This window comes from Solidesulfovibrio fructosivorans JJ], from assembly GCF_000179555.1.
GTDB classification, from domain to species: Bacteria; Desulfobacterota; Desulfovibrionia; order Desulfovibrionales; family Desulfovibrionaceae; genus Solidesulfovibrio; species Solidesulfovibrio fructosivorans.
The window spans coordinates 1-19,248 of sequence record NZ_AECZ01000001.1; the positions used below are offsets into that span (position 1 = coordinate 1).

A 19,248-nucleotide genomic window follows, 5' to 3' on the forward strand; every position below is an offset into this window, starting at 1 on the left:
ATTATTTAATTCCAACATTTTGGAAAGCTTGAATCTTTTCGGAGAACACAGCCAGAGTCGGCGGTTTTGACTGTTGGAATCAGGACAACGTGCTGTTGCTTCCGTACGGGATGCTTATCATCCCGACATCCGCGCCCCGGCCAACCCGCGAACCGACCAACGGATCAACGAACCACCCACTCACTCACTTATTCACCCCCTAGCCAGCCGAATGAACCGAAAAGTACGGATTCCCGTGAGGCGAAATCCATCTTTCTTCTCCGAGGGGAGGACTTGCAACATCGCAGGGAGCCCGATATTTGAAGGCCCGGCGAAGCGCATGGAAGAGAAAGATCCCTTGAGCCCCGAGGCAGTCCGGCTTCTGGCCGCATTGGCCGCGCAGCCGGAAACGGCCTTCCCGGATCGCGTCATGCCCGGCGAGGTGGCGACGCGGCTCGGCTTTGCGCCGGGAAAGGCCTGGCGGCTCTTCCGGGCTCTCTTCGACAAGGGCTATTATCAATACGACATTTCGGCTTACAGCGGCCGGCTGACCGAGGCCGGACGCGCGGCCGCAAAGGACTTGCGCAAGTGAAATTGTACCAGCATTGCTTAAGCGCCGTCCCGCTGGCCGTGGCCGGTTACGCCGCCGCCGGGGGAAGTGTGGCGGCCGGTTTCATGGCCGGTTTCTCCAGCGTTCTCATGGACCTCGACCACGTGGCGGACTACGTGATCCACAATCGTGGCTGGGGCGGGGTGGAGGATTTTTTCAAAAGCTGCGAGGAAGGGCGGCTGACGAAGCTCTATCTCGTGATGCACGGCTTCGAGTGGCTGATTCTCTTGTGGCTTCTCATCGGCACGGGCGCGGCCGCGCCCTGGGGTGTGGGGCTGGCCATCGGCATGTCGGGCCATATGCTGCTCGACTGGCTCGGCAACCGCCACATCGTCAAACCTTCGTTTTACTGGCTCTGGTTCCGGGCCCAGCACAACTTTGATGGCAACGCGCTTTATCGTGTTCCGCCGGGCATGGCCGTCGAGGTCGTTCGCGAAAATCGCGTCTGATGTCGCACCCGTAAAGAGACGTCGGCATTTGTAATGGCCCCGGCTTTTGCCAGGCGGGGGCCATTACAACAAAAAGGGAATCACGGCGCGAACGCGACGCCGGTAGGCCTTGTAAGGCTCTCCGAACTCCTCGATGAGCCACCGTTCCTCCAGCGCCAATTTGCGCCACAGCGCAAGGATGGCGAGCGCCACCGCCGCCACGCCGCGCCACTGGCCAAGCGTCAGGGCGGAACCCGCGAACGCCGTCAGCAGGCCGGTATAGATGGGGTGGCGGACTAGCGCATACGGTCCCGTGCGCACCAACTCGTGACCGGATTGGATCGACACCACACCGCTCCAATTGGCCCCCAGGCAATGCCGTGCCCAGGCGGCGAAAAGCAGGCCCAGCGCGGTCAATCCGATTCCGATCCAGAAAAGCCCTTCTCCAGCCGGCGCGAACCGCGCTCCGAAGCCGGGAAGCATGTCCGACGGCAGCGCCATGAGCGCTCCGGCAAGGATAAGCGTCATCACCTGCGCGCGGTACGAGCCGGCGCTGTCCCTGCGGATCGTGGGCTTGGCGCGTTTTGCCGTCGCCCGCCAATAGAGCAACCAGAGAAGCCATAGTCCGGGAGGTAAAAAGGAGTGAATCATGGTTACGGGTACCTCAATCTGTGTGACAAAATCGTGACAGCGTGGCGGGTGCCGCGGTGGTGCGCCCCCGAAGCGAGGCGTACGAAGCGCTTTTAACGTCTGGCCTGACGCCCGGTGGGGCATTGGGATTTGACCGGGGCGTGCAGGGCGAGGCGCAACTCGGGGTCCAGGGGCGTCTCCACGGCTTCGGTCAGGAAGAAGGCCGGGGAATCGTCGAGCACCTCGAGTTCCTTGGTCCGCACCACGTGGAAAAGTTCCCCCCAACTTGTTGCATAGAGCACATCCGCCGTCACGGAGCGGCGTTCCTCGCGCGGGGTAAGCAGGTTGACCGCGATCAGGGCGGCGGTGATGCGTTCCGGGGCCAGCCCCCAGGACAAGGGCGGGCCGAAGGTCTCCCTGGCCGGAAACGCGCTGTGGATGGCCGCGAGCAGCCCGGTGACATCGGGCAGGGTGAGCGGCGCCGGCAGGGTCGACGCGCCAAGGGGCATGCCCGGCCGATAGAGTTCGTTGGCCACGATCCAGGCGCAAAGGCGCGGCAGGGAGGCGTCCTGGCGCACGGTTTCCCGCGTCCGCGCCCCGCGATCGCCGCCGCTTCGCGGCTCGCCGCGCACCACGAAGCCTTTTTCCCTGGGCGCGATCTCCTCGTAGCCGAATTCCAGGGAATCAAACAGGTCATGCCCCGGCCGCACGAACGGCAGCCGCATGATCTTGCCGACCTTGCGGCCGAAACTGGCGGCGATGCGGCGCGACAGCATGGTCTGGTCGCGTTCGGTCAGCCCGCCGCCGCTGGCCAGTTCCCGGCTGCGTTCCTTGAGCCGTTCATAGGCGCGCAGAAAGTATTGGGTAATGGCGTCGCCCAGGGCCGTTGCCGCGGCGAAGCTCGCCTGTCCGATCTTGGTTTCCCGTTTGGGCGGCGGCGGACACCCCCCGCCGGGCGTCGGGGCATAGGGAAAATAATGGTCGAGCAGGGTATCGCCGTCCCGGCCGATGTATTCCTCGCAGGGATCGAATCCGGTTTTTTGCATGAAGGCCTGGCGCAACAACTCCACCGCGCCGGCCTGTCCGGCACGCTCGTAATGCCGGCTGACTTCGCGGAAGAGCAGGGCGTACGGGTCGCAGTGCCAAAGCCCGCCAAGACTGGCGAAAATCGACTGCTTGAGGGTGTCGCACAGCAGTTCCGGCGTGCCCGGGGCGGCGGCGTATTTTTCCAGTAGCCCGAATTTCATGATGGATTTGAACGGGCTCGTTAAGGATTTGACGATCATCCACAACGAGGCCCCGAAGTATTCGTCTCCGGCGATGGATTGCACGCAGCCGAAATCGAGGCTGTCGGCCGCGATTTCCGGTTCGGAGCGGACAAGGCCGGCCAACGCCTTGGCGTAGGCTTCCGGGGCGATGCGCGGGGCCATGCACCACCATGCCGGTTTCCGGCCGGCGACGACCAGCGCCGTACGGTAGAACTCCTCCTTGAGCAGGCAGCCCTGGGCCGAGCCGTAGCCCTCGTCCTCGGAGTAGCCGAAGACATTGTTGCGCACATCGGCGACGGTCATGCAGAAAAAGTGGATTTCAAGCCCACGGTCGGCCATGGCCTGGCGGCTGATGGTTTCGAGCTTTTCCTGGAAGGCCGCGTAATCCGGGCGGGAAGCCGCTTTTTCGTTCAGGCATATCCAGACGTCGAGATCCGACTCCGCGCCCTGGGCCACGGTGCCCATGCTGCCGATGGTGTAGACCGACTCCACGCCGATGGGGGCCAGGGGACGGCTTGCGCAGTCCGCTATGGTCCGACCGCCGTAGCGCGCGGCATGGCGCACGGCGGGAAGGTCGGGATAATACCCGGCGATGCGCGCCGCCGGGGCTTGCCGCGTGCCCGAGGCGTCGCGCACGAAGGGCGCTTCGATAAGCACGGGCATCATGTCCAGAAAAGCCGCGCCTTCCTCGCCAAGACGTCTTCTGGCCCAGGACAGGCGGCGCTTGTTGTTGGCCAGGAGCGCCCGTCGCCGCCGGGCCAGGTCGCGGGAGAAAAAGGCCGCGTCGCAACAGGCGGCCACAAGGCGCAGCCCCGGCCCCGAGGCAAGCTCCGCGGGCAGGGGGATGTCCAGTTCGGTTTCGGCCAGGGCCTCGGCCTCGTCCTTGGCCATGGCCCCCAGGATATCGGATTCGTCCGTGGCGCCGGAAAAGCGTGATCCGGCGAAATAACAGCCCTTGGTGCGCACGCCGCGCAAATTGGCCCGGGGAAAGGAGGCCATTTCGAACAGGCAGTCGGAAAAAAGCGCGCCCCGGGCCGAGAATTCGTGCAACGCCGCCCGCACGAGGCTGACGCCCCGAAACCGGCAGCGGGAGAGCTTCAGGTTGATGGCGGCGGCTCCATACAGATCGCATTCCCAGGCTTCGACCGCATCGAAGGCCAGGTTGCGGCCTGTAATCGAGGCAAAGGAGCACAGCCGCAGTTCGCAAGCGTCGAAGCGAACGTTTTCGAGAACGCTTTTGCTGAACCGGCAGTCGGCGAAGCGGCAGCCGCGAAACGCCACCTCGGAAAACGAGCTTTCCTCGAAGCCGACGTCCGTGAACTGGCAATTGGTGAAGGTCGTTTTGGCGAACGCGGCATGCCCCAGGCTGGTCGCCCGGAACGTGGCCTTGGAAAGGGCGGCTCCGGTCACCTGCACGCCGTCGAGACGCGCCCAGGACGCCTGGAAGTTGTTGATTTCGCCGCCGGCCGCGAGCGTCCGGAGAAGCCCCTCGGTCTTGCCGTTGAGGGCGTCCGCGTCAGGGCCGCCCACCATGGTTTTGACGCGCCGCCAAAGTCCCTTTTGTTCCTGCTGTCGGTCCGTGGCAGCTCCGGGCATCGTGGGACGGGAGGGAAAAGGACGCGCCGCGGCCCTGGCCCTGGCGGCCATGTCGTCGGTGAGAATCTGCCCCAGGGCGGGGGGGGCGATGCCCGATTTGAGCGCGGCCCGGGCGGCGGTTTCCATGGTCCGGGGCATGGCCGCGGCCAAAATGGCATAGACCGAGGTCAGCGTCCTCTGGCGCGTTGCCGCCGGAAGCGCCCGCAGCAACTGGCCAAAGGCGGTCAGAGGCAGGTTGGTCAGAAATGCGCCCAGTTCGAGCAGCCGCTCCGGCGCATCGGCGATGCACGCGGCGGCGGCGGTTGCGGCCTGGGCGGGATCGCACCGGGCCAAGGCGGCCAGGGCGGCGGCCGCAAGCGAAGGTTCCGGCGCTGCGAACAGGGCTCGAAGGGGTTTTGCCGCCACGGCCGGGTTGACGCCGGGCGTTTCGGCCAGGGCGAGACACACCGTTTCGGCGGACACCTCGTCCATGTCGCCGAGGCGCAGGGCCAGCTTTTCGATCAGCGTGGGTTCGCGCAGGCGGCCGATCACCCGGGCCATATACCGGGTCTGTTCGGCGGAAAGGTCCATCTCCAACAGTCGGTGCAGCCACATGCCGAGCCGTCCCCGCACCAGGGCATTGCGCACGGGCAGGGCCGGATATTCGTGGCGGTTGGCCAGAAGGTCGAGCAGGATGAGCAGCTCGTCGGGCACGCGCTCGACCACGTCGGCGATGATTTCGAGGCAGAACTGGTTCGTTTTGGGACGCGAAGGCCGGGGACGGCGGTAGAAGGCATTGGCGAAAAGGAGCTTTTCCTCGACGCCGAGCGAGCCGAGGATGGAGATGGCCTGGTCTTCGGGCAGTTTTTCCAGGTAAATGACGGCCAGGACCTCGCCTTCGACGCCCAGGCGGAAAAGGAGCCCGAAGGCCTGCCTGGCGAAATGATCATCGCCGGCGGCGAGCAGCGCGGCCAGGAGAAAAGCCAATTCGGATGCTTCGCCGGCCGTGGCCGGGTCGTTGACGGCGCCCCGGTCGATGAAGGCCAGGGCCTGCCGGGCCAGGGGAACCAGGGGGGACAGGTCGGAACCCGGCGGCTGGGACAGGCCGGTGCGCAGGGTCCGCATGATGGTTTGGGCCGGGGAGCCCGGCCGGGTCACGATGTGCCCCGGTGGATGGCGGCGAAGGCCCTATGTGCGGGGTGCGGCGTCCACATAGTAGGAAACCTGTCTGCCGGGATTGAGATAGTGGAGCACGTCCGGGGCCAGTTCCACCGGTTTGAGGGCCTTGATCACGGTCAGTTCCGTCTCGATGACAAGGTCGATGATGAGCGCCTCGCGTTTGGGAATGTCGGGATGGTAGACCTTGATGGAAGGACGCATGGAATCGCGCATGTTGGCGGAGACGACCATGCCCTGCATGCCGTTGGACAGCTCCACCAACGTGCCGGGCGGGTAGACGCCGAGCTTGCGGATAAAAAAGGTGACGGCCTTGGGGTCGTAAAAAGCGCGATGCTTGTAAAGCGCCTTCATGGCCTCATGGGGCGTTACGCCTTCCTCGCCATCCTTGCCGTTGCAGAAGCGGTCGTAGGCATCGGCCACACTGGCTATGCGCGCGCCGAGGCTGATGGCCGAACCCGCGAGGCGGGCGGGGAAGCCCGAGCCGTCGATGTGCTCATGGTGTTGCAGGACCAGGGATTGGGCGGCGGTGGGAAAGCCGGGCACGGCGGCCAGCATTTTCGCCCCGATCTTGGGGTGCTCCATGTAGTATTCTTTGAGCACCTTGTTCATGGTCAGCATACTGCCCTTGCTGAAGCGCTGAATGGGCACCCGGCCCTTGCCCACGTCGTGGAACAGCGCGCCAAGGCCGACCTCCTCGATATCGGTCTTGCCGACGCCCAGTTCCTTGGCCAGCATCATGGACAGCACGGCCACGTTTAAGGCGTGGTAGTGCTTGGCCTCTTCCCGCATCTTGGCGGTCATGACGTTGATGAGGACATCGAGATCGGACAGGAAGACGTCGGCCATGGGGCCGACCACTTCGCCGGCGGCTTCCAGCACCTCGGCGCTGGGGGAGGAAACGCGCTTTATGGCCTCGACAACCTTGTCCATGGCCTTTGCGTAGCGTCGCTCGCAATTGGCGAAGCGTTCGAGCCGCTCCTTGTTGCGCTCGATGGTTTCGCGCTTGAGGCTCGAGAGTTCGGCCGAAACCGGGGTGCGGGCGGCGGTCCAGGGCCCTTTCTGGGGTTTGCCGGACATGCCGTCGACCTCTTCCAGCGAAATGGGCAGGCGGTCGGATTTGTCCGGCACGCAAAAAACATGGGCCAGGCCGAGGGAGAGCACCTTGGCCACGTCGGCCTCGCTTTTGAGCTTGAACCCTTTGGCCGGGAACGGGTGGGTGAGCCCCGGCTCGTCGATGCGGATGAAAAGTCCGGGGCAGAGCTGTTCCACCAGGATGGGGTATTCGTCGATGTGCATGGGACATTTTTCCTGAGTGCGCGGCTCCGGTCACGGCCTGGACGCCATCGTGCCGTCCGACAGCCGAACGCAAGGCATTTCAAGGTATATGCGCCTGGGAAAAAACCTGTCAACTCGCCGGGCGCGGCTTGCCGAAAATACCGGCCACGGCTATGGTAGTCAGGCGCAGCCCTCTTGCCTATGGAAAATTCCGCCCCGCCCCCACGCAAACCCGTCAAGGGCGTTTTTTCCACCGACGCCCAGGAATTTCAGGGAAAAAGACGGATTGGCCACCTGAGCCAGCGAATCTTCGTCTACGCCGTGGAGCAGGACGACGGCCGCGTCCTCATCCAGCGCTTGAGCCGCAATTTCATGCCCGCCGGCGCCAGGCGCTTTATCACCAGGGAGAGCCTCCTGGCCGACTACCTGCCCGAGCCGTCCATCTACATCAACAAACTTGTGCCGGTCATGCGCCGTCTGGAGGAGACCGTGGCCACAGCGGATCGGCATCGGCAGCGGCAGGAACTTTTCACCGCGGAGTTCGAATACAAAAATGTGCTGCGGGTGGACGAGGAACACGTCAAGGCCACGTTCGGGCTGGGGCTTACCTATCTTGAGCGCCAGGAGAAGCAAAACGCGGACATAGTCTTTCAAAAAATCATGCGCATCGAGGCGGCGTTCACCCCGGAGCATAAGCATTTGTTCAACGATTTCGGCATTCAGATGCGCAAGCTCGGCATGTACGACGAGGCCATGCGCTATTACATCCGCGCCTACCATCTGTGCCGCACAGATGAACACCTGCTCTACAACATGGCCAGGACCCTCTATGAGAAGGGACGGCTCAAAAGTTCCCGGATGATGTTGACGCATGCCTTGCGTCTCAATCCGGAATTTCCCGAGGGCAAGGCGTTTATGGCCTACCTCGATTCCAGGCGGCGCGGCGAGATGCCGCCGGAGCCGCCGCTCGAATGATCCGCCGGTTTCGGGCCTGTTGTGCCTGTCGATGATGCTTTCTTTTCCGAATGCCTTCGGTTGTCTTGCTGGTTGTGCTTGTGCGCGTCCTCTCCGCTTCGTGATCGTCCATTGCGCCGGAATATCCCGGTTTCCCTTTCATAATTGACAAAAATGGCATAAACGGAAATACTATTGCGCCTACGTCATGCATCCGGCACGAAGCCGGCGTAGATTTCCCAACCAAGCAGTTACAGGGAGGGACGGCCATGGGGCGGTTCAAGGTCGGGGTCAGGCTTTTTGTTTCCGTGATCGTCACCTCGCTTATCACCGTGGGCATCGCGGTTCTTGGCTATCAGGGGCTGCGCCAGACCGGGGCCGGCGTCTCGGATGTGGCCGGTGAGGCCCTGCCCTGCGTGGAGGGGCTCGGTTTCGTCAAGGAGGGGATTCTCGCCGCCCAGTCGGCCGAGCGCACCATCCTCATTCCCGAACTGGGCAACTCCAAGGAATTCGACCGGCAGCGCGAGAACCTGCAAAAGGGCCTGGACCTGGCCGACCAGGGCAGGGCCATGGTGGAGGGGCTCCTTCGCGGCGACGAGGAGGCGGCCCAGTGGAAGGTCTTCAACGCCGCCCTGGCCGACTGGCGCGCCTCCAGCGCCAAGGTGGTGGACCTCGTCTCCCGCAACAAGCGCAGCAACGCCTTGACCATGTCCATCGGCACCTCCATGATTTCCTTGCGCAAGGCCATGGCCGCGCTCAATTTTCTGCTGGAACGCAGCCGGACCGGGGCCGACGCCATGGCTTTGTCCGTGCAAAAGGAAGCCGGCCGGCGCGGCATGGTTCTGATCGTGGCCGGCGCGGCTTGTCTGCTTCTTTCCATCGCCCTGGGCACCCTTGTCACCCTTTCCATCGTGCGGCCGCTGCGCAAGGGCGTGGCCTTCGCCCGGGCGGTGGCCGACGGGAATCTGGATGCGCGCCTGACCGTCACGGGGCGCGACGAGATCGGCGAGCTGGCCGACGCCTTGCGCCGGATGCTGGCTTCGCTGCGGGAGAGCCTGGAAGCGGCCAGAAAGCGGGGTGAGGAAGCCGCCGCCGAGGCCCAAAAAGCCTGCGACGCCACGGCGGAGGCCGACGCCCACCGTTTGGCCGCCGAAAAGGCGCGCGAGGAGGGCATGCTCGACGCCTCCAGATGTCTGGCCGATGTGGTGGCCGTCCTCACCGACGCGGCGGCCGAACTGGCCGAACGCACGGCGCAGGCCACGCAAGGCGCGGACGAGCAGGCCGGGCGGCTTTCGGAAACCGTCGCCTCCATGGGCCAGATGAGCGCCACCGTGCTCGATGTGGCCCAAAACGCCGCCACCGCTTCGGAGACCGCGTCCGAGGCCCGGGAGCGGGCCATGGCCGGTTCCGAAGTGGTGCGCAAGGCCGTCGACGGCATTACCGCCGCCAGGGACAAGGCGCTTTCCCTGGCCAAGGACATGGCCGAACTGGGCAACCGGGCCGAGGGCATCGGCAATATTCTCGGCGTCATTTCCGATATTGCCGACCAGACCAACCTGCTGGCCTTAAACGCCGCCATCGAGGCGGCCCGGGCCGGCGAGGCCGGGCGCGGCTTCGCCGTGGTCGCCGACGAGGTGCGAAAGCTGGCCGAAAAGACCATGACCGCCACGGCCGAGGTGGGGCAGGCCATCCGCGACGTCCAGGCCGGCACCCGCAAAAGCGCTGACGGCGTGGGCGAGGCCGTGACCGTCATCGAATCGGCCACAGCCCTGGCCGGCGAATCGGGGCAGGCCCTTGACGCCATCGTCTCCCTCGTGGAAACCGCCGCCGACCAGGTTCGTTCCATTGCCGCCGCTTCCCAGGAACAATCCGCCGCCACCGACGCCATCGAGAACTCCATCGCCGACGTCAACCGGGTGTCCGGGGAAACGGCCGAGGCCATGGAACGCGCGGCCCTGACCGTGACGGGCCTTGGCGAGCAGACCAGGATATTGCAGGGGCTCATCGACGAGCTGCGCGGTTCCGGCCAGGCGGCTTTGCCGGCCTGAGACGGCCGACCCTCTTGACCCCCCGGGTGAAAACCCCTAGAATGCCACGTTTACGTTCCAAACGTCACGCAAGCGCGACACAACAGTCGCCGCCGGAATGGTTTCGGCGGCGGACAGACGCAACGGGGGAAGGAAAATGGGGCTTCGTACTGATTTCATCTGGATGGATGGCACGCTTACGCCCTGGGATCAGGCCAACGTGCATGTCCTCACCCACGCCCTGCATTACGGCTACGCCGTGTTCGAGGGTATTCGGGCTTACGAGTGCGTCGACGGTTCCTCGGCTGTATTCCGCCTCAAGGAACACACGGCCCGGCTGTTCGGGTCCGCCAAGATCCTGGGACTGACCATTCCTTTCACCCAAGAACAGGTAGCCGCCGCCTGCGTGGAAACCCTCAAGGCCAACAAGATGGCCGCCGGTTACATCCGGCCGCTGGTGTTCGTCGGTTTCGGCTCCATGGGCGTCAATCCCGCCGACAACCCCATCCGGCTGTCCATTGCCGTGTGGCCGTGGGGGGCCTACCTCGGCGCGGAAGCCTTGGAAAAGGGCATCAGCATCCGCACCTCGAGCTACACCCGCTACCACGTCAACTCCATGATGACCAAGGCCAAGGCCGCCGGCAACTACGTCAACTCGGTGCTGGCCAAGATGGAAGCCCTGGCCGACGGGTTCGACGAGGCCATGATGCTCGACGCCGCCGGCTATGTGGCCGAGGGCTCGGGCGAGAATATCTTCATCGTCAAGGACGGCGTCATCAAAACGCCGCCCCTGACCACGGTCCTGGCCGGCATCACCCGCGACAGCGTCCTTACCGTGGCTCGCGAACTCGGCTACGAGGTGGTGGAGCAGTTCTTCACCCGCGACGAGGTCTACGTGGCCGACGAAGTCTTCTTCACCGGAACGGCCGCCGAACTGACCCCTATCCGGGCCGTCGACCGCCGCGTCATCGGCGAAGGCCATGCCGGTCCGGTGGCCAAGGCGCTCCAGACGGCCTTCTTCAAGGTCGTCAAGGGCGAAAATCCGGCCCATGCCGACTGGCTGTACAAGTACGGTCTGTAGTACTACACCCGGGCGGTCCCCAAAAGCGGGGCCGCCCGGATACCCTTCATGAGCACCACCAGTCTTACCGCCAAATACAGGCCCCAGCGTTTCGCCGACGTCGCCGGCCAGGACGCCATCAAGCGCATCCTGTCCCGGGCCGCGGCCGAGGACAAGATCGCGCCGGCCTACCTTTTCAGCGGCACGCGCGGCGTGGGCAAGACGACGCTCGCCCGCGTGCTGGCCAAGGCGCTCAACTGCGAGAGCGCGCCCACGGCCGAACCCTGCAACGTCTGTTCCCAGTGCCGTCAGATCACGGCCGGCGTTTCCCCGGACGTCATCGAGATCGACGCCGCCACCCACGGCAAGGTGGAGGACGCCCGCAAGCTCAAGGAAGACGTGGGCTACGCGCCGCTCCAGAGCCGCTACAAGGTCTTCATCATCGATGAAGCCCACATGCTGTCCACGGCGGCCTTTAACGCGCTTTTAAAGACCTTGGAGGAGCCGCCCGCCCGGGTCACCTTCATCCTGGCCACCACAGAGGCCCACAAATTTCCGGCCACCATCATCAGCCGTTGCCAGCATTTCCTGTTCAAGCGCCTGGCCCAGCCCGAGCTCGAGGTCCATCTGGCCGGCGTGCTCGACCGCGAGGCCATCCATTACGAATCCACGGCCGTAAGCCTCATCGCCCGGCGCGGCGCGGGCAGCGTACGCGATTCCATGTCGCTTCTGGGGCAGGTGCTGGCCCTTGGCGGGGCGGAACTGACCGAAGCCGATGCCCGAGGGGTGCTGGGGCTGGCCGGTCAGGACATTTTTTTCGGGCTGATCGAAGCCATCCACGCCCAGGACGGCCCGGCCGTGGTGGAGTTGTTGCGCCAAGTGCTGGAGAAGGGCCTGGACATCGGTTTTTTTCTGCGGGAGTTGGCTGGCATGTGGCGCAATCTGTTTTTATTGCGCCAGGCCGGGCAAAAAGGACTGTCCGTGGTCGATCTGCCGGCCGAGGACAGCGGGCTTTGGCTCGATTGGGCCGGCAAATTCGACGCGGCCCACATCCACGCCTGTTGGCAGATGACGCTGGAAGGCCAGCGCCGGGTGCTGACCAGCCTGGAGCCGGCCCTGTCCCTGGAACTGCTGCTGCTCAACATGGCCTATCTGCCGAACCTGCTCCCCCTGCAAAATCTTGCCTCCTGTTCCGTCCCGCCGGAGCGTTCGGCCGGGTCCGCTCCGGGCGGCGCGCCCGCAAGCGGGACTTCCCCCCGGTCTCCGGCCGGGCCGGGGACGCCCTACGGAGCGCAGTCGCATGGGGGCCATCCCCAGGGCTCGTCCCGCCCCGCGCCGCGTCGTTTCGCGCCGTCGCCGTCCACGCCCGCTCCAGGCGCTTCGACCGGAACCGCAGCGCCGCCACCCCACGGGCAGGGAGGTTATGCCGCGAGGCAATCGCCGTCCGCCGCCGGCCATGCCGCCGTGGCCGAACATCCGGCTCCCCCCCAGAGTGCGACCGCTGCCCCGTCCGGGCCCCGAAACTGGGACGGATTCAAGCGTTTTGCCATGAAAAGCGGTGAAATCTCCGGGCTCAAGCAGGCGCGCGGCGAATTTGTCCCGGACCCCGAACCCGGCCAGGTGCGCATCCTCTGCACCAACGCCTTTCATCGCAGCCAGCTCAGCCATCCGGACAAACTGCGCCAGCTCGATGCCCTGGCCGCCCAATATTTCGGCCCCGGCGTCGCCGTGCGCGTGGATACGGCCGAGCCAGACACGGGCCGTATGTCCGGCGAAACGCTCAGCGCCTATATCGACAGCCGGCCCGAAGTGCGTCAGGCTGTTTCCGATTTCGACGCCGAGATCATCGAACGCAAGCCCCGCTGACAGCGGGACACAAGGAAGGTTCACCATGAAGGGAATGAACGAGCTGGTGCGCCAAGCCCAGGTAATGCAAAAGAAAATGGCGAAACTTCAAGAAGAGCTTCAAGAACGCACCATCGAGGGATCGGCCGGCGGCGGCATGGTCACGGCGGTGGTGTCCGGGGCCAATGAGCTCAAGTCCATCGCCATCGACAAGACCGTCGTGGACCCGAATGACGTGGAGATGCTCCAGGACCTGGTGCTCGCCGCCGTCAACGACGGCCTCAAGAAGGCCAAGGCCATGATGGAAGAGGAAATGGGCCAGCTTACCGGCGGCATCAAGATGCCGGGACTTTTCTAGAGGCGCCTCCGGCGGCCAGGGGGAAACTTTTTTCAAAAAGTTTCCCCCTGGCCCCCCTTCAAAAACTTTCAATAGGGGTTGGAAGCGGATTCGGTAAGGGATGAAAGGCTTCTGGCATTTTTTCGGAAATGGTGGAAGATTTTTCTCTCATAAAGACAAAGTGTTGCTGTTGTATGAAGGATATTTCGCCATTGGCGCATATCCCGAACCGAAGCCGGGAATTGCCTTTTGGTATGGGGCGAACGACCAGCCAGCCGCATGAACGAATCCGGACGAACCCCGATGAAATCCAACGAAAACGCGGCGTCGACCTTAACGGAAAACACTGTGCCCCCGACGGTCAACCCGGGACGCTGCCTCACCGAGAGCATCGGATAGAACGCAACAATGGCAGTACAGACGACATTGCCCGCGCCGCTGGTGGAGTTGGTCGAACAGCTCGCCCGCCTGCCTGGGCTCGGCCCCAAGTCGGCACTCAAGGTGGCCATGACCCTGCTCGAATGGCCGCGCGGCCGGGCCGAAACCCTAGGTGAGGGGATTTTGCGCCTGCGGGAGCGGCTTTGCCTGTGCTCACGCTGTTTCGGCCTGTCCGAGACGCCGGTGTGCCCGGTGTGCGCCGATCCTTCCCGCGATTCCCGCCAGCTGTGCATCGTGGCCCAGTGGGATTCCATCATGCTGCTCGAGGAAACGGCCCAGTTCGGCGGGTATTACCTCGTGCTCGGCGGCCTGCTCGACCCCCTCGACGGCGTGACGCCCGGCAACCTGCGTCTGGACGCCTTGCGCGCGCGTCTGCGGGAGGGCGACATCGCCGAGTGCATTCTGGCCCTGGGAGCGACGCTTGCCGCCGAATCCACGGCCTCGCACATAAAAAACCTTCTGGCCCGGGAATTCCCGAACGTGCGTCTGACGCGTCTGGCCCAGGGCATTCCGCTGGGGACCGAGGTCAAATACGTGGATAAGGAAACCCTGTCCCAATCCTTGCGCTACCGTCAGGATCTGTGAGGCAAGCATCCGCCATGGCCGATGCGGCGCCAGCCAACGAATTTTCGGCGGAAGTGCAGTCCGTCACCTTTTTCAGCGAGGAGACGAACTACCTTATCGCCCGGGTCAAATCCAAGGATGAGCCGGGGCCGTTTTCCATTGTCGGCAACATCGGGCCGGTGACCCCCGGCGAGATGCTGCGCGTCACCGGCACCTGGGTCACCCATCCCAAATACGGACGCCAGTTCCAGGTGAGCGTCGCCGCGCGTGAGATGCCCGCCACCATTAACGGCATCCGGCGCTACCTCGCCTCGGGCATGATCAAGGGCGTCGGCGGGGTGCTCGCCACGCGCATGGTCGACGCCTTCGGCGAAAAGGTGCTTGATATCCTCGACACGGAGCCCGAAAAGCTTCTGGCCGTGGAGGGTGTGGGCAAAAGGAAGCTCAAGGAGATCGTGGCGTCCTGGCAGGCGCAGCACGAAGTGCGATCACTCATGCTTTTTCTCCAGACCCACGAGATCGCGACCACCCACGCCGGCAAGATTTTCAAGCTCTACGGCAACGAAGCCGAGGCGCGCATCCGGGCCAACCCTTACGAACTGGCCTACGAGATTCGCGGCATCGCCTTCAAGACCGCCGACAACATGGCCCTGCGCCTGGGCTTTGCCCCGGACAGCCCCGAGCGCATCCAAGCCGCGTTGGTCTACGTTCTTTTTTCCATGGGCGACCAGGGGCATCTGTTCGTCCCGCGCGACCTGCTTTTCGAAAAAACCGCGGCCATGGTCGGCGACGTGTCCCCGGAGCGCCTGGAAGAGGCGCTTGCCTCCCTGGAGGCGCTCAAGCGTATAAAAATCGAGCCCATGCCGGACCGCAACATCGAGGCCGCCGTTTATCTGCGCCATTATTACGCCCTGGAAGTGGAAATCGCCCGGCGTCTCCACGAGCTGGCCACCCATCCCGGTGCGGACTTGCGGGGCAAGGTGGAAAAGATCCTGCCGGCCCTGGAATCCGAAGCGCGGCTCCAGCTTTCCCCGGAGCAACGGCAGGCGACCGTGGACGCCTGCGCTGAAAAGGTCTTCGTCATCACCGGCGGCCCGGGCACGGGCAAGACCACCATCACCCGCATGGTGGTGGCCGCCCTTGACAAGTTGTCTTTAAAAGTCAAACTTGCCGCGCCGACGGGCCGAGCGGCCAAGCGGCTTTCCGAGGCTACCGGCGTGCCGGCCGCGACCCTGCACCGGCTGTTGCAGTCGGCCCCGGACGGCACGTTCGCCTTGTGCGAGGACAACAAGCTCAAAACCGACGTGCTGCTGGTGGACGAGGCCAGCATGCTCGACGCCAGGCTTTGCGCCCATATGCTGCGCGCCTTGCCGTTTACGGCCCGGCTGATCCTGGTCGGCGACGCGGACCAGCTGCCTTCGGTCGGAGCCGGCAACGTGCTCGAGGACATCCTGGCCAGCCAGGCCGTGGGCAGCGCCCGGCTGACCCATATTTTCCGGCAGGCCCAGGAGAGCATGATCGTGGTCAACGCCCACCGGATAAACCAGGGCCAGTTTCCGCAGACCGCGCCCAAGCCGGCCCCGGAGGCGGATTTCTTCTGGGTGGAGATGGACGAGCCGGCCATGGTGCGGGACATGATCGCGACGCTTGTCTGCGAACGCATCCCCTGCGTCTACGGGCTCGACCCCATGCGCGACGTCCAGGTGCTTTCGCCCATGCACAAGGGCGAAGCCGGGACGCAGTCGCTCAACGAGGCCCTGCGCGGCCGGCTCAACCCCAAGGGGCCGGAATTGGTGCGCGGCACGACGCATTACCGTCTGCACGACCGGGTGCTGCAAACCAAGAACGACTACGAAAAGGACGTTTTCAACGGCGATATGGGACACATCGTGGAAGTCGACGCGTCCGAGGGCGAACTGCTGGTGTCCTTTGACGGCCGCAGCGTCGCCTATGACCGCACGGAACTTGACGAGCTGGCCCCGGCCTATGCCATCAGCATCCACAAGTCCCAGGGCAGCGAATATCCGGCCGTGGTCGTGCCGATCCTGACCCAGCACTACGTCATGTTGCGCCGCAACCTCATCTATACCGCCCTGACGCGGGCCAGGCGTCTGGCCGTCATCATCGGCAGCCGGCGCGCGCTCAACCTGGGGCTCAAAAACGCCGGCGGCGACGCCCGGTTCACCCATCTCAACTATCGGCTTCGGGAGCTTTTCAATGCAGCGTGATAGCAGCACGGCCGGCCGCGCGCCGGGCATGGCAGGGAGCGGTCCGCGATGCTCGTGAAAAAGGCCGCCAGCCTGGTCCTCCGGGTCATCCTTGTCGGCGGATGCCTCGTCTACGCCTTCTGGGGCATCGACTTCGCCCAGCTGTGGGCGACGCTCGTCCGTTACGACGACATGGCCCTTCTCTGGACCACGGCATTTTCTTTCGTCGGCTACGGGGTCATGGCCTTGCGTCTCAACTTCCTCTCCGGGTTCAAAGCCGGCAACTGGCTGTGCTTCAAGGCCTTTCTCATGTCCATGGCCGTCAACAACATCGTGCCGGCCAAGTTGGGCGAGCTCGCCAAGGCTTTTTACCTGCGCCGTGAATGCCATTTTTCCCTGTCGCGCAGCATCACCATGGTCTTTTGGGAACGGTTTTTCGACCTTAACGCCATTTTGGCCATGGGCCTGGTCGTGGCGTTTCATTTCAAACTCAGGATGGCCTTCGTGCCCCTGGCGGTGGGGGTCGGCGGCATTTGGGCCGCTTTGTGGGTGGTGCGGACCTTTCCCGATTTCGTGGGCCGCATCATCGACAAGATGCCGTCCAACCGGCTGGCCGAGTTTCTGGCCGAGCTGAAGCTGCAGGTCCTGCACGGCGTCACCCCGGGCTTCATGATGGTGCTTGGCCTGTATACGGCCGTCTGCTGGGCCTTTTACGCCAGCACCACCTTTCTGGTCCTTTTATGGGTGGCCAAGATGCAGCTGTCCTGGGGCCATGCGGCGGCGGTGTTCGTTATTTCCTCGCTCGGCATGGCCATGCCGTCCTCGCCCGGGGCGCTCGGGGTGTTCGAGGCGGCGGTGGTCTTTTCCCTGGGGCTTTTCGGCATGGACCGCTCGCAAGCCCTGGCGGCCGGGCTGGTGCTGCACATGGTGCAGTACATCCCCATCACCGTCACCGGGTTGATGGTCCTGGCCAAGAGCGGCCTGTCCCTGCGCAAGATCCGGGAAAGCGAGGAAGCCCTGGGCGAAGTGGAGGAGGCCTAGCCTATGCGGCCACCGTGCGTATTGACCATCGCCGGCTCGGACAGCGGCGGCGGGGCCGGCATCCAGGCCGACCTCAAGGCCATCATGATGCAGGGGGCCTACGGCCTTTCGGTCATAACCGCCTTGACCGCCCAGAATACGCGCGGGGTTACGGCCATCGAAGCGCCCACCCCCTGTTTCGTTGCCGAGCAGTTGCGCGTGGTCATGGCCGATTTTCCCCTCCGGGCGGCCAAGACGGGCATGCTTTTTTCCGAACCGATCATCGAGGCCGTGGCCCAGGGACTTTCCGGCAAGGACTTTCCGCTGGTGGTCGACCCCGTATGCGTGGCCCAGTCCGGGGCCAGGCTCCTTATGTCCGAGGCCGTCGCCGCGCTTACGGCGCGCATGCTGCCCCTGGCCGACCTGCTTACGCCCAATCGCCACGAGGCGGCGCTTCTGGCAGATATGGACATCGACACCCCGGCGGACGCCCGTGAGGCGGCCGAGCGGTTGCTTGCGAAGGGCGTCAAGGCGGTGCTTGTCAAAGGCGGCCATTTTTCCCCGGCCGGCAAGGACGGGGGGGCGGCGCTGGTGACGGACCTGCTCGTGACCGCCCAGGGCACGGTCCGGGAATATGTCCGGCCCCATGTCGCGACGCGCAATACCCACGGCACGGGCTGCACCCTGTCCGCGGCCATCGCCGCCCAGCTCGCTTTGGGCAAATCCTTGCCCGAGGCCGTGGAAACCGCCCGCGACTATCTCCAACTCACCCTGGAAACGGCCTGGGACCTTGGCGGCGGCGACGGCCCGGTCAATCATCTGGCGCCGTACCAGCGGCTTCTCGACGACTGAGCGCTGTCGTTTTCCGACTGATTTGACCGACGGCAAGCGGCCCCGTGTCCGCTGCTCACGCCGTTTCGTGCATCGAACCGTCCCTTCGGATCAATCCCAAAAGCCGGCCCGGGTAAACCGCAAGGTCTTGTTGCGGCAGCGCGGGCAAAGGTAGCCTCCCTCCAGGAGGCGCGCCACCATGCCGTCCGGCAGACGCCATGCGAGAAGCGCCGGGCCGTGGGACGGGGCGAGATGCGGAGAAGGCGGCCCGTGCGTGGGCCATGCATCATGCCGGAGGCGAATCGCCGGCTTTTCGAAAGGGATGGCCCGGCGTTAGCCCTTGGGCTTGCCGCCGTGCCGGGGCTTCATGGGACCCATCTCGATTTTGAGGCCGTCCGCGCCCAAATTGAGCGACACTCCCTTGCTGGTGGAGCGTAACTTCAAGATGACGCCATTGGTATTTTCCAGCCACTGCACGCCCTTGCCCTCAATGGCCGTGAAGCCGGCGCGCGCTTGGAAAAAGGCTCCGGGAAAGTCTTCCAGCCGCTTGAGGCGGTAGACTTCCCCGACGGCGGTGACCTTCGACACGCCCAGGCCGCCGACGCCCAACCCGCCGACCTTGAAGGGATACGTACGTCCCTTGAAGGTCACTTCGCCCCGGCCGCCCGTGGCGCTCAGGATGAATCCGCCTTGGCCGATCTGCATGGAGACATAGGCGCTGGGCCGACCGAGATCCTCGGCCAGCACGAGGGTGGGAGCCGCGGCACAGGCCAGAAGAAGAAACACGGTCGCCGCGATCAGGCTGTGTCGGAAAAAGGAAAAAAGAGGAAAGCGCATCATACGAAAACCCTTGCTGTTGTCGGGTTGTAACCTGGAGAATCGTATGTGCCGCTATACCTCTTTTCGCGGGAACTAATCAAGGAATTCGGGCAAAGACGGTGAGCCCATCAGGCGGGCGGCCCAACGGGGGGGCCGGTCCCGCGCCGGAAAGGAGCGTTTCCCTATCCGGCGCGTTGGAGCC

At 64.5% G+C, this 19,248-nt stretch carries 16 protein-coding genes; 12 read left to right on the top strand and 4 right to left on the bottom strand.

All coding sequences use genetic code 11. From position 1 onward, the window contains the following. Positions 1-319: 319 nt before the first annotated feature. The gene (locus tag DESFRDRAFT_RS00005) at positions 320-571 is read left to right on the top strand and encodes a helix-turn-helix domain-containing protein (protein WP_005989886.1); all 252 of its coding nucleotides are present in this window, start codon (positions 320-322) and stop codon (positions 569-571) included. Beyond that, positions 568-1,038 (top strand): hypothetical protein, encoded by a 471-nt coding sequence (locus tag DESFRDRAFT_RS00010; RefSeq protein WP_005989888.1) that lies wholly within the window; start codon positions 568-570, stop codon positions 1,036-1,038. The genes DESFRDRAFT_RS00005 and DESFRDRAFT_RS00010 overlap by 4 nt, the downstream gene beginning before the upstream one ends. A 63-nt stretch (positions 1,039-1,101) precedes the next feature. On the opposite strand, the gene DESFRDRAFT_RS00015 is transcribed toward DESFRDRAFT_RS00010, so the two are convergent. From DESFRDRAFT_RS00015 to DESFRDRAFT_RS00025, 3 genes are all read right to left on the bottom strand, one after another. Further along, complete coding sequence (locus DESFRDRAFT_RS00015) at positions 1,102-1,545, bottom strand: methyltransferase family protein (protein WP_233489525.1); 444 nt, start codon at positions 1,543-1,545, stop codon at positions 1,102-1,104. Between the two features lie 215 nt (positions 1,546-1,760). Beyond that, on the bottom strand, positions 1,761-5,648 hold the full coding sequence (locus DESFRDRAFT_RS00020) for a class I adenylate cyclase (RefSeq protein WP_005989892.1): 3,888 nt from the start codon (positions 5,646-5,648) through the stop codon (positions 1,761-1,763). Between the two features lie 30 nt (positions 5,649-5,678). After that, a complete protein-coding gene (locus DESFRDRAFT_RS00025) occupies positions 5,679-6,965 on the bottom strand; it encodes an HD-GYP domain-containing protein (RefSeq protein WP_005989894.1) in 1,287 nt (428 codons plus the stop codon). A 180-nt stretch (positions 6,966-7,145) separates the two neighbouring features. Between DESFRDRAFT_RS00025 and DESFRDRAFT_RS00030 the strand changes: the two genes are divergently transcribed. The 10 genes from DESFRDRAFT_RS00030 (at position 7,146) to thiD (ending at position 18,248) form a co-directional block, all read left to right on the top strand. Continuing rightward, complete coding sequence (locus DESFRDRAFT_RS00030) at positions 7,146-7,919, top strand: tetratricopeptide repeat protein (protein ID WP_005989896.1); 774 nt, start codon at positions 7,146-7,148, stop codon at positions 7,917-7,919. A 248-nt stretch (positions 7,920-8,167) separates the two neighbouring features. Continuing rightward, a complete protein-coding gene (locus tag DESFRDRAFT_RS00035) occupies positions 8,168-9,946 on the top strand; it encodes a methyl-accepting chemotaxis protein (RefSeq protein ID WP_005989899.1) in 1,779 nt (592 codons plus the stop codon). 136 nt (positions 9,947-10,082) lie between these two features. Further along, a complete protein-coding gene (locus DESFRDRAFT_RS00040; protein ID WP_005989901.1) occupies positions 10,083-11,006 on the top strand; it encodes a branched-chain amino acid transaminase in 924 nt (307 codons plus the stop codon). Positions 11,007-11,054: 48 nt separating this feature from the next. After that, positions 11,055-12,851, top strand: a complete 1,797-nt coding sequence (dnaX, locus tag DESFRDRAFT_RS00045) for a DNA polymerase III subunit gamma/tau (RefSeq protein WP_005989904.1) — start codon at positions 11,055-11,057, stop codon at positions 12,849-12,851. A gap of 25 nt (positions 12,852-12,876) precedes the next feature. Then, positions 12,877-13,188 carry a YbaB/EbfC family nucleoid-associated protein gene (locus DESFRDRAFT_RS00050; protein ID WP_005989906.1) on the top strand — a complete coding sequence of 104 codons (312 nt, stop codon included), beginning with the start codon at positions 12,877-12,879 and terminating at the stop codon, positions 13,186-13,188. A 100-nt stretch (positions 13,189-13,288) separates the two neighbouring features. Further along, positions 13,289-13,450 carry a hypothetical protein gene (locus DESFRDRAFT_RS22440; RefSeq protein ID WP_158306953.1) on the top strand — a complete coding sequence of 54 codons (162 nt, stop codon included), beginning with the start codon at positions 13,289-13,291 and terminating at the stop codon, positions 13,448-13,450. Positions 13,451-13,575: 125 nt separating this feature from the next. Further along, on the top strand, positions 13,576-14,190 hold the full coding sequence (recR, locus tag DESFRDRAFT_RS00055; RefSeq protein ID WP_005989909.1) for a recombination mediator RecR: 615 nt from the start codon (positions 13,576-13,578) through the stop codon (positions 14,188-14,190). A 14-nt stretch (positions 14,191-14,204) separates the two neighbouring features. Further along, on the top strand, positions 14,205-16,397 hold the full coding sequence (recD2, locus tag DESFRDRAFT_RS00060; RefSeq protein WP_005989911.1) for an SF1B family DNA helicase RecD2: 2,193 nt from the start codon (positions 14,205-14,207) through the stop codon (positions 16,395-16,397). 48 nt (positions 16,398-16,445) lie between these two features. Continuing rightward, a complete protein-coding gene (locus DESFRDRAFT_RS00065) occupies positions 16,446-17,417 on the top strand; it encodes a lysylphosphatidylglycerol synthase transmembrane domain-containing protein (protein ID WP_005989913.1) in 972 nt (323 codons plus the stop codon). A gap of 3 nt (positions 17,418-17,420) precedes the next feature. After that, positions 17,421-18,248 (top strand): bifunctional hydroxymethylpyrimidine kinase/phosphomethylpyrimidine kinase, encoded by an 828-nt coding sequence (gene thiD, locus DESFRDRAFT_RS00070; RefSeq protein ID WP_005989914.1) that lies wholly within the window; start codon positions 17,421-17,423, stop codon positions 18,246-18,248. 312 nt (positions 18,249-18,560) lie between these two features. Here thiD and DESFRDRAFT_RS00075 read toward each other — a convergent pair whose 3' ends face one another. Continuing rightward, on the bottom strand, positions 18,561-19,067 hold the full coding sequence (locus DESFRDRAFT_RS00075; RefSeq protein ID WP_005989916.1) for a hypothetical protein: 507 nt from the start codon (positions 19,065-19,067) through the stop codon (positions 18,561-18,563). Positions 19,068-19,248 lie beyond the last annotated feature (181 nt).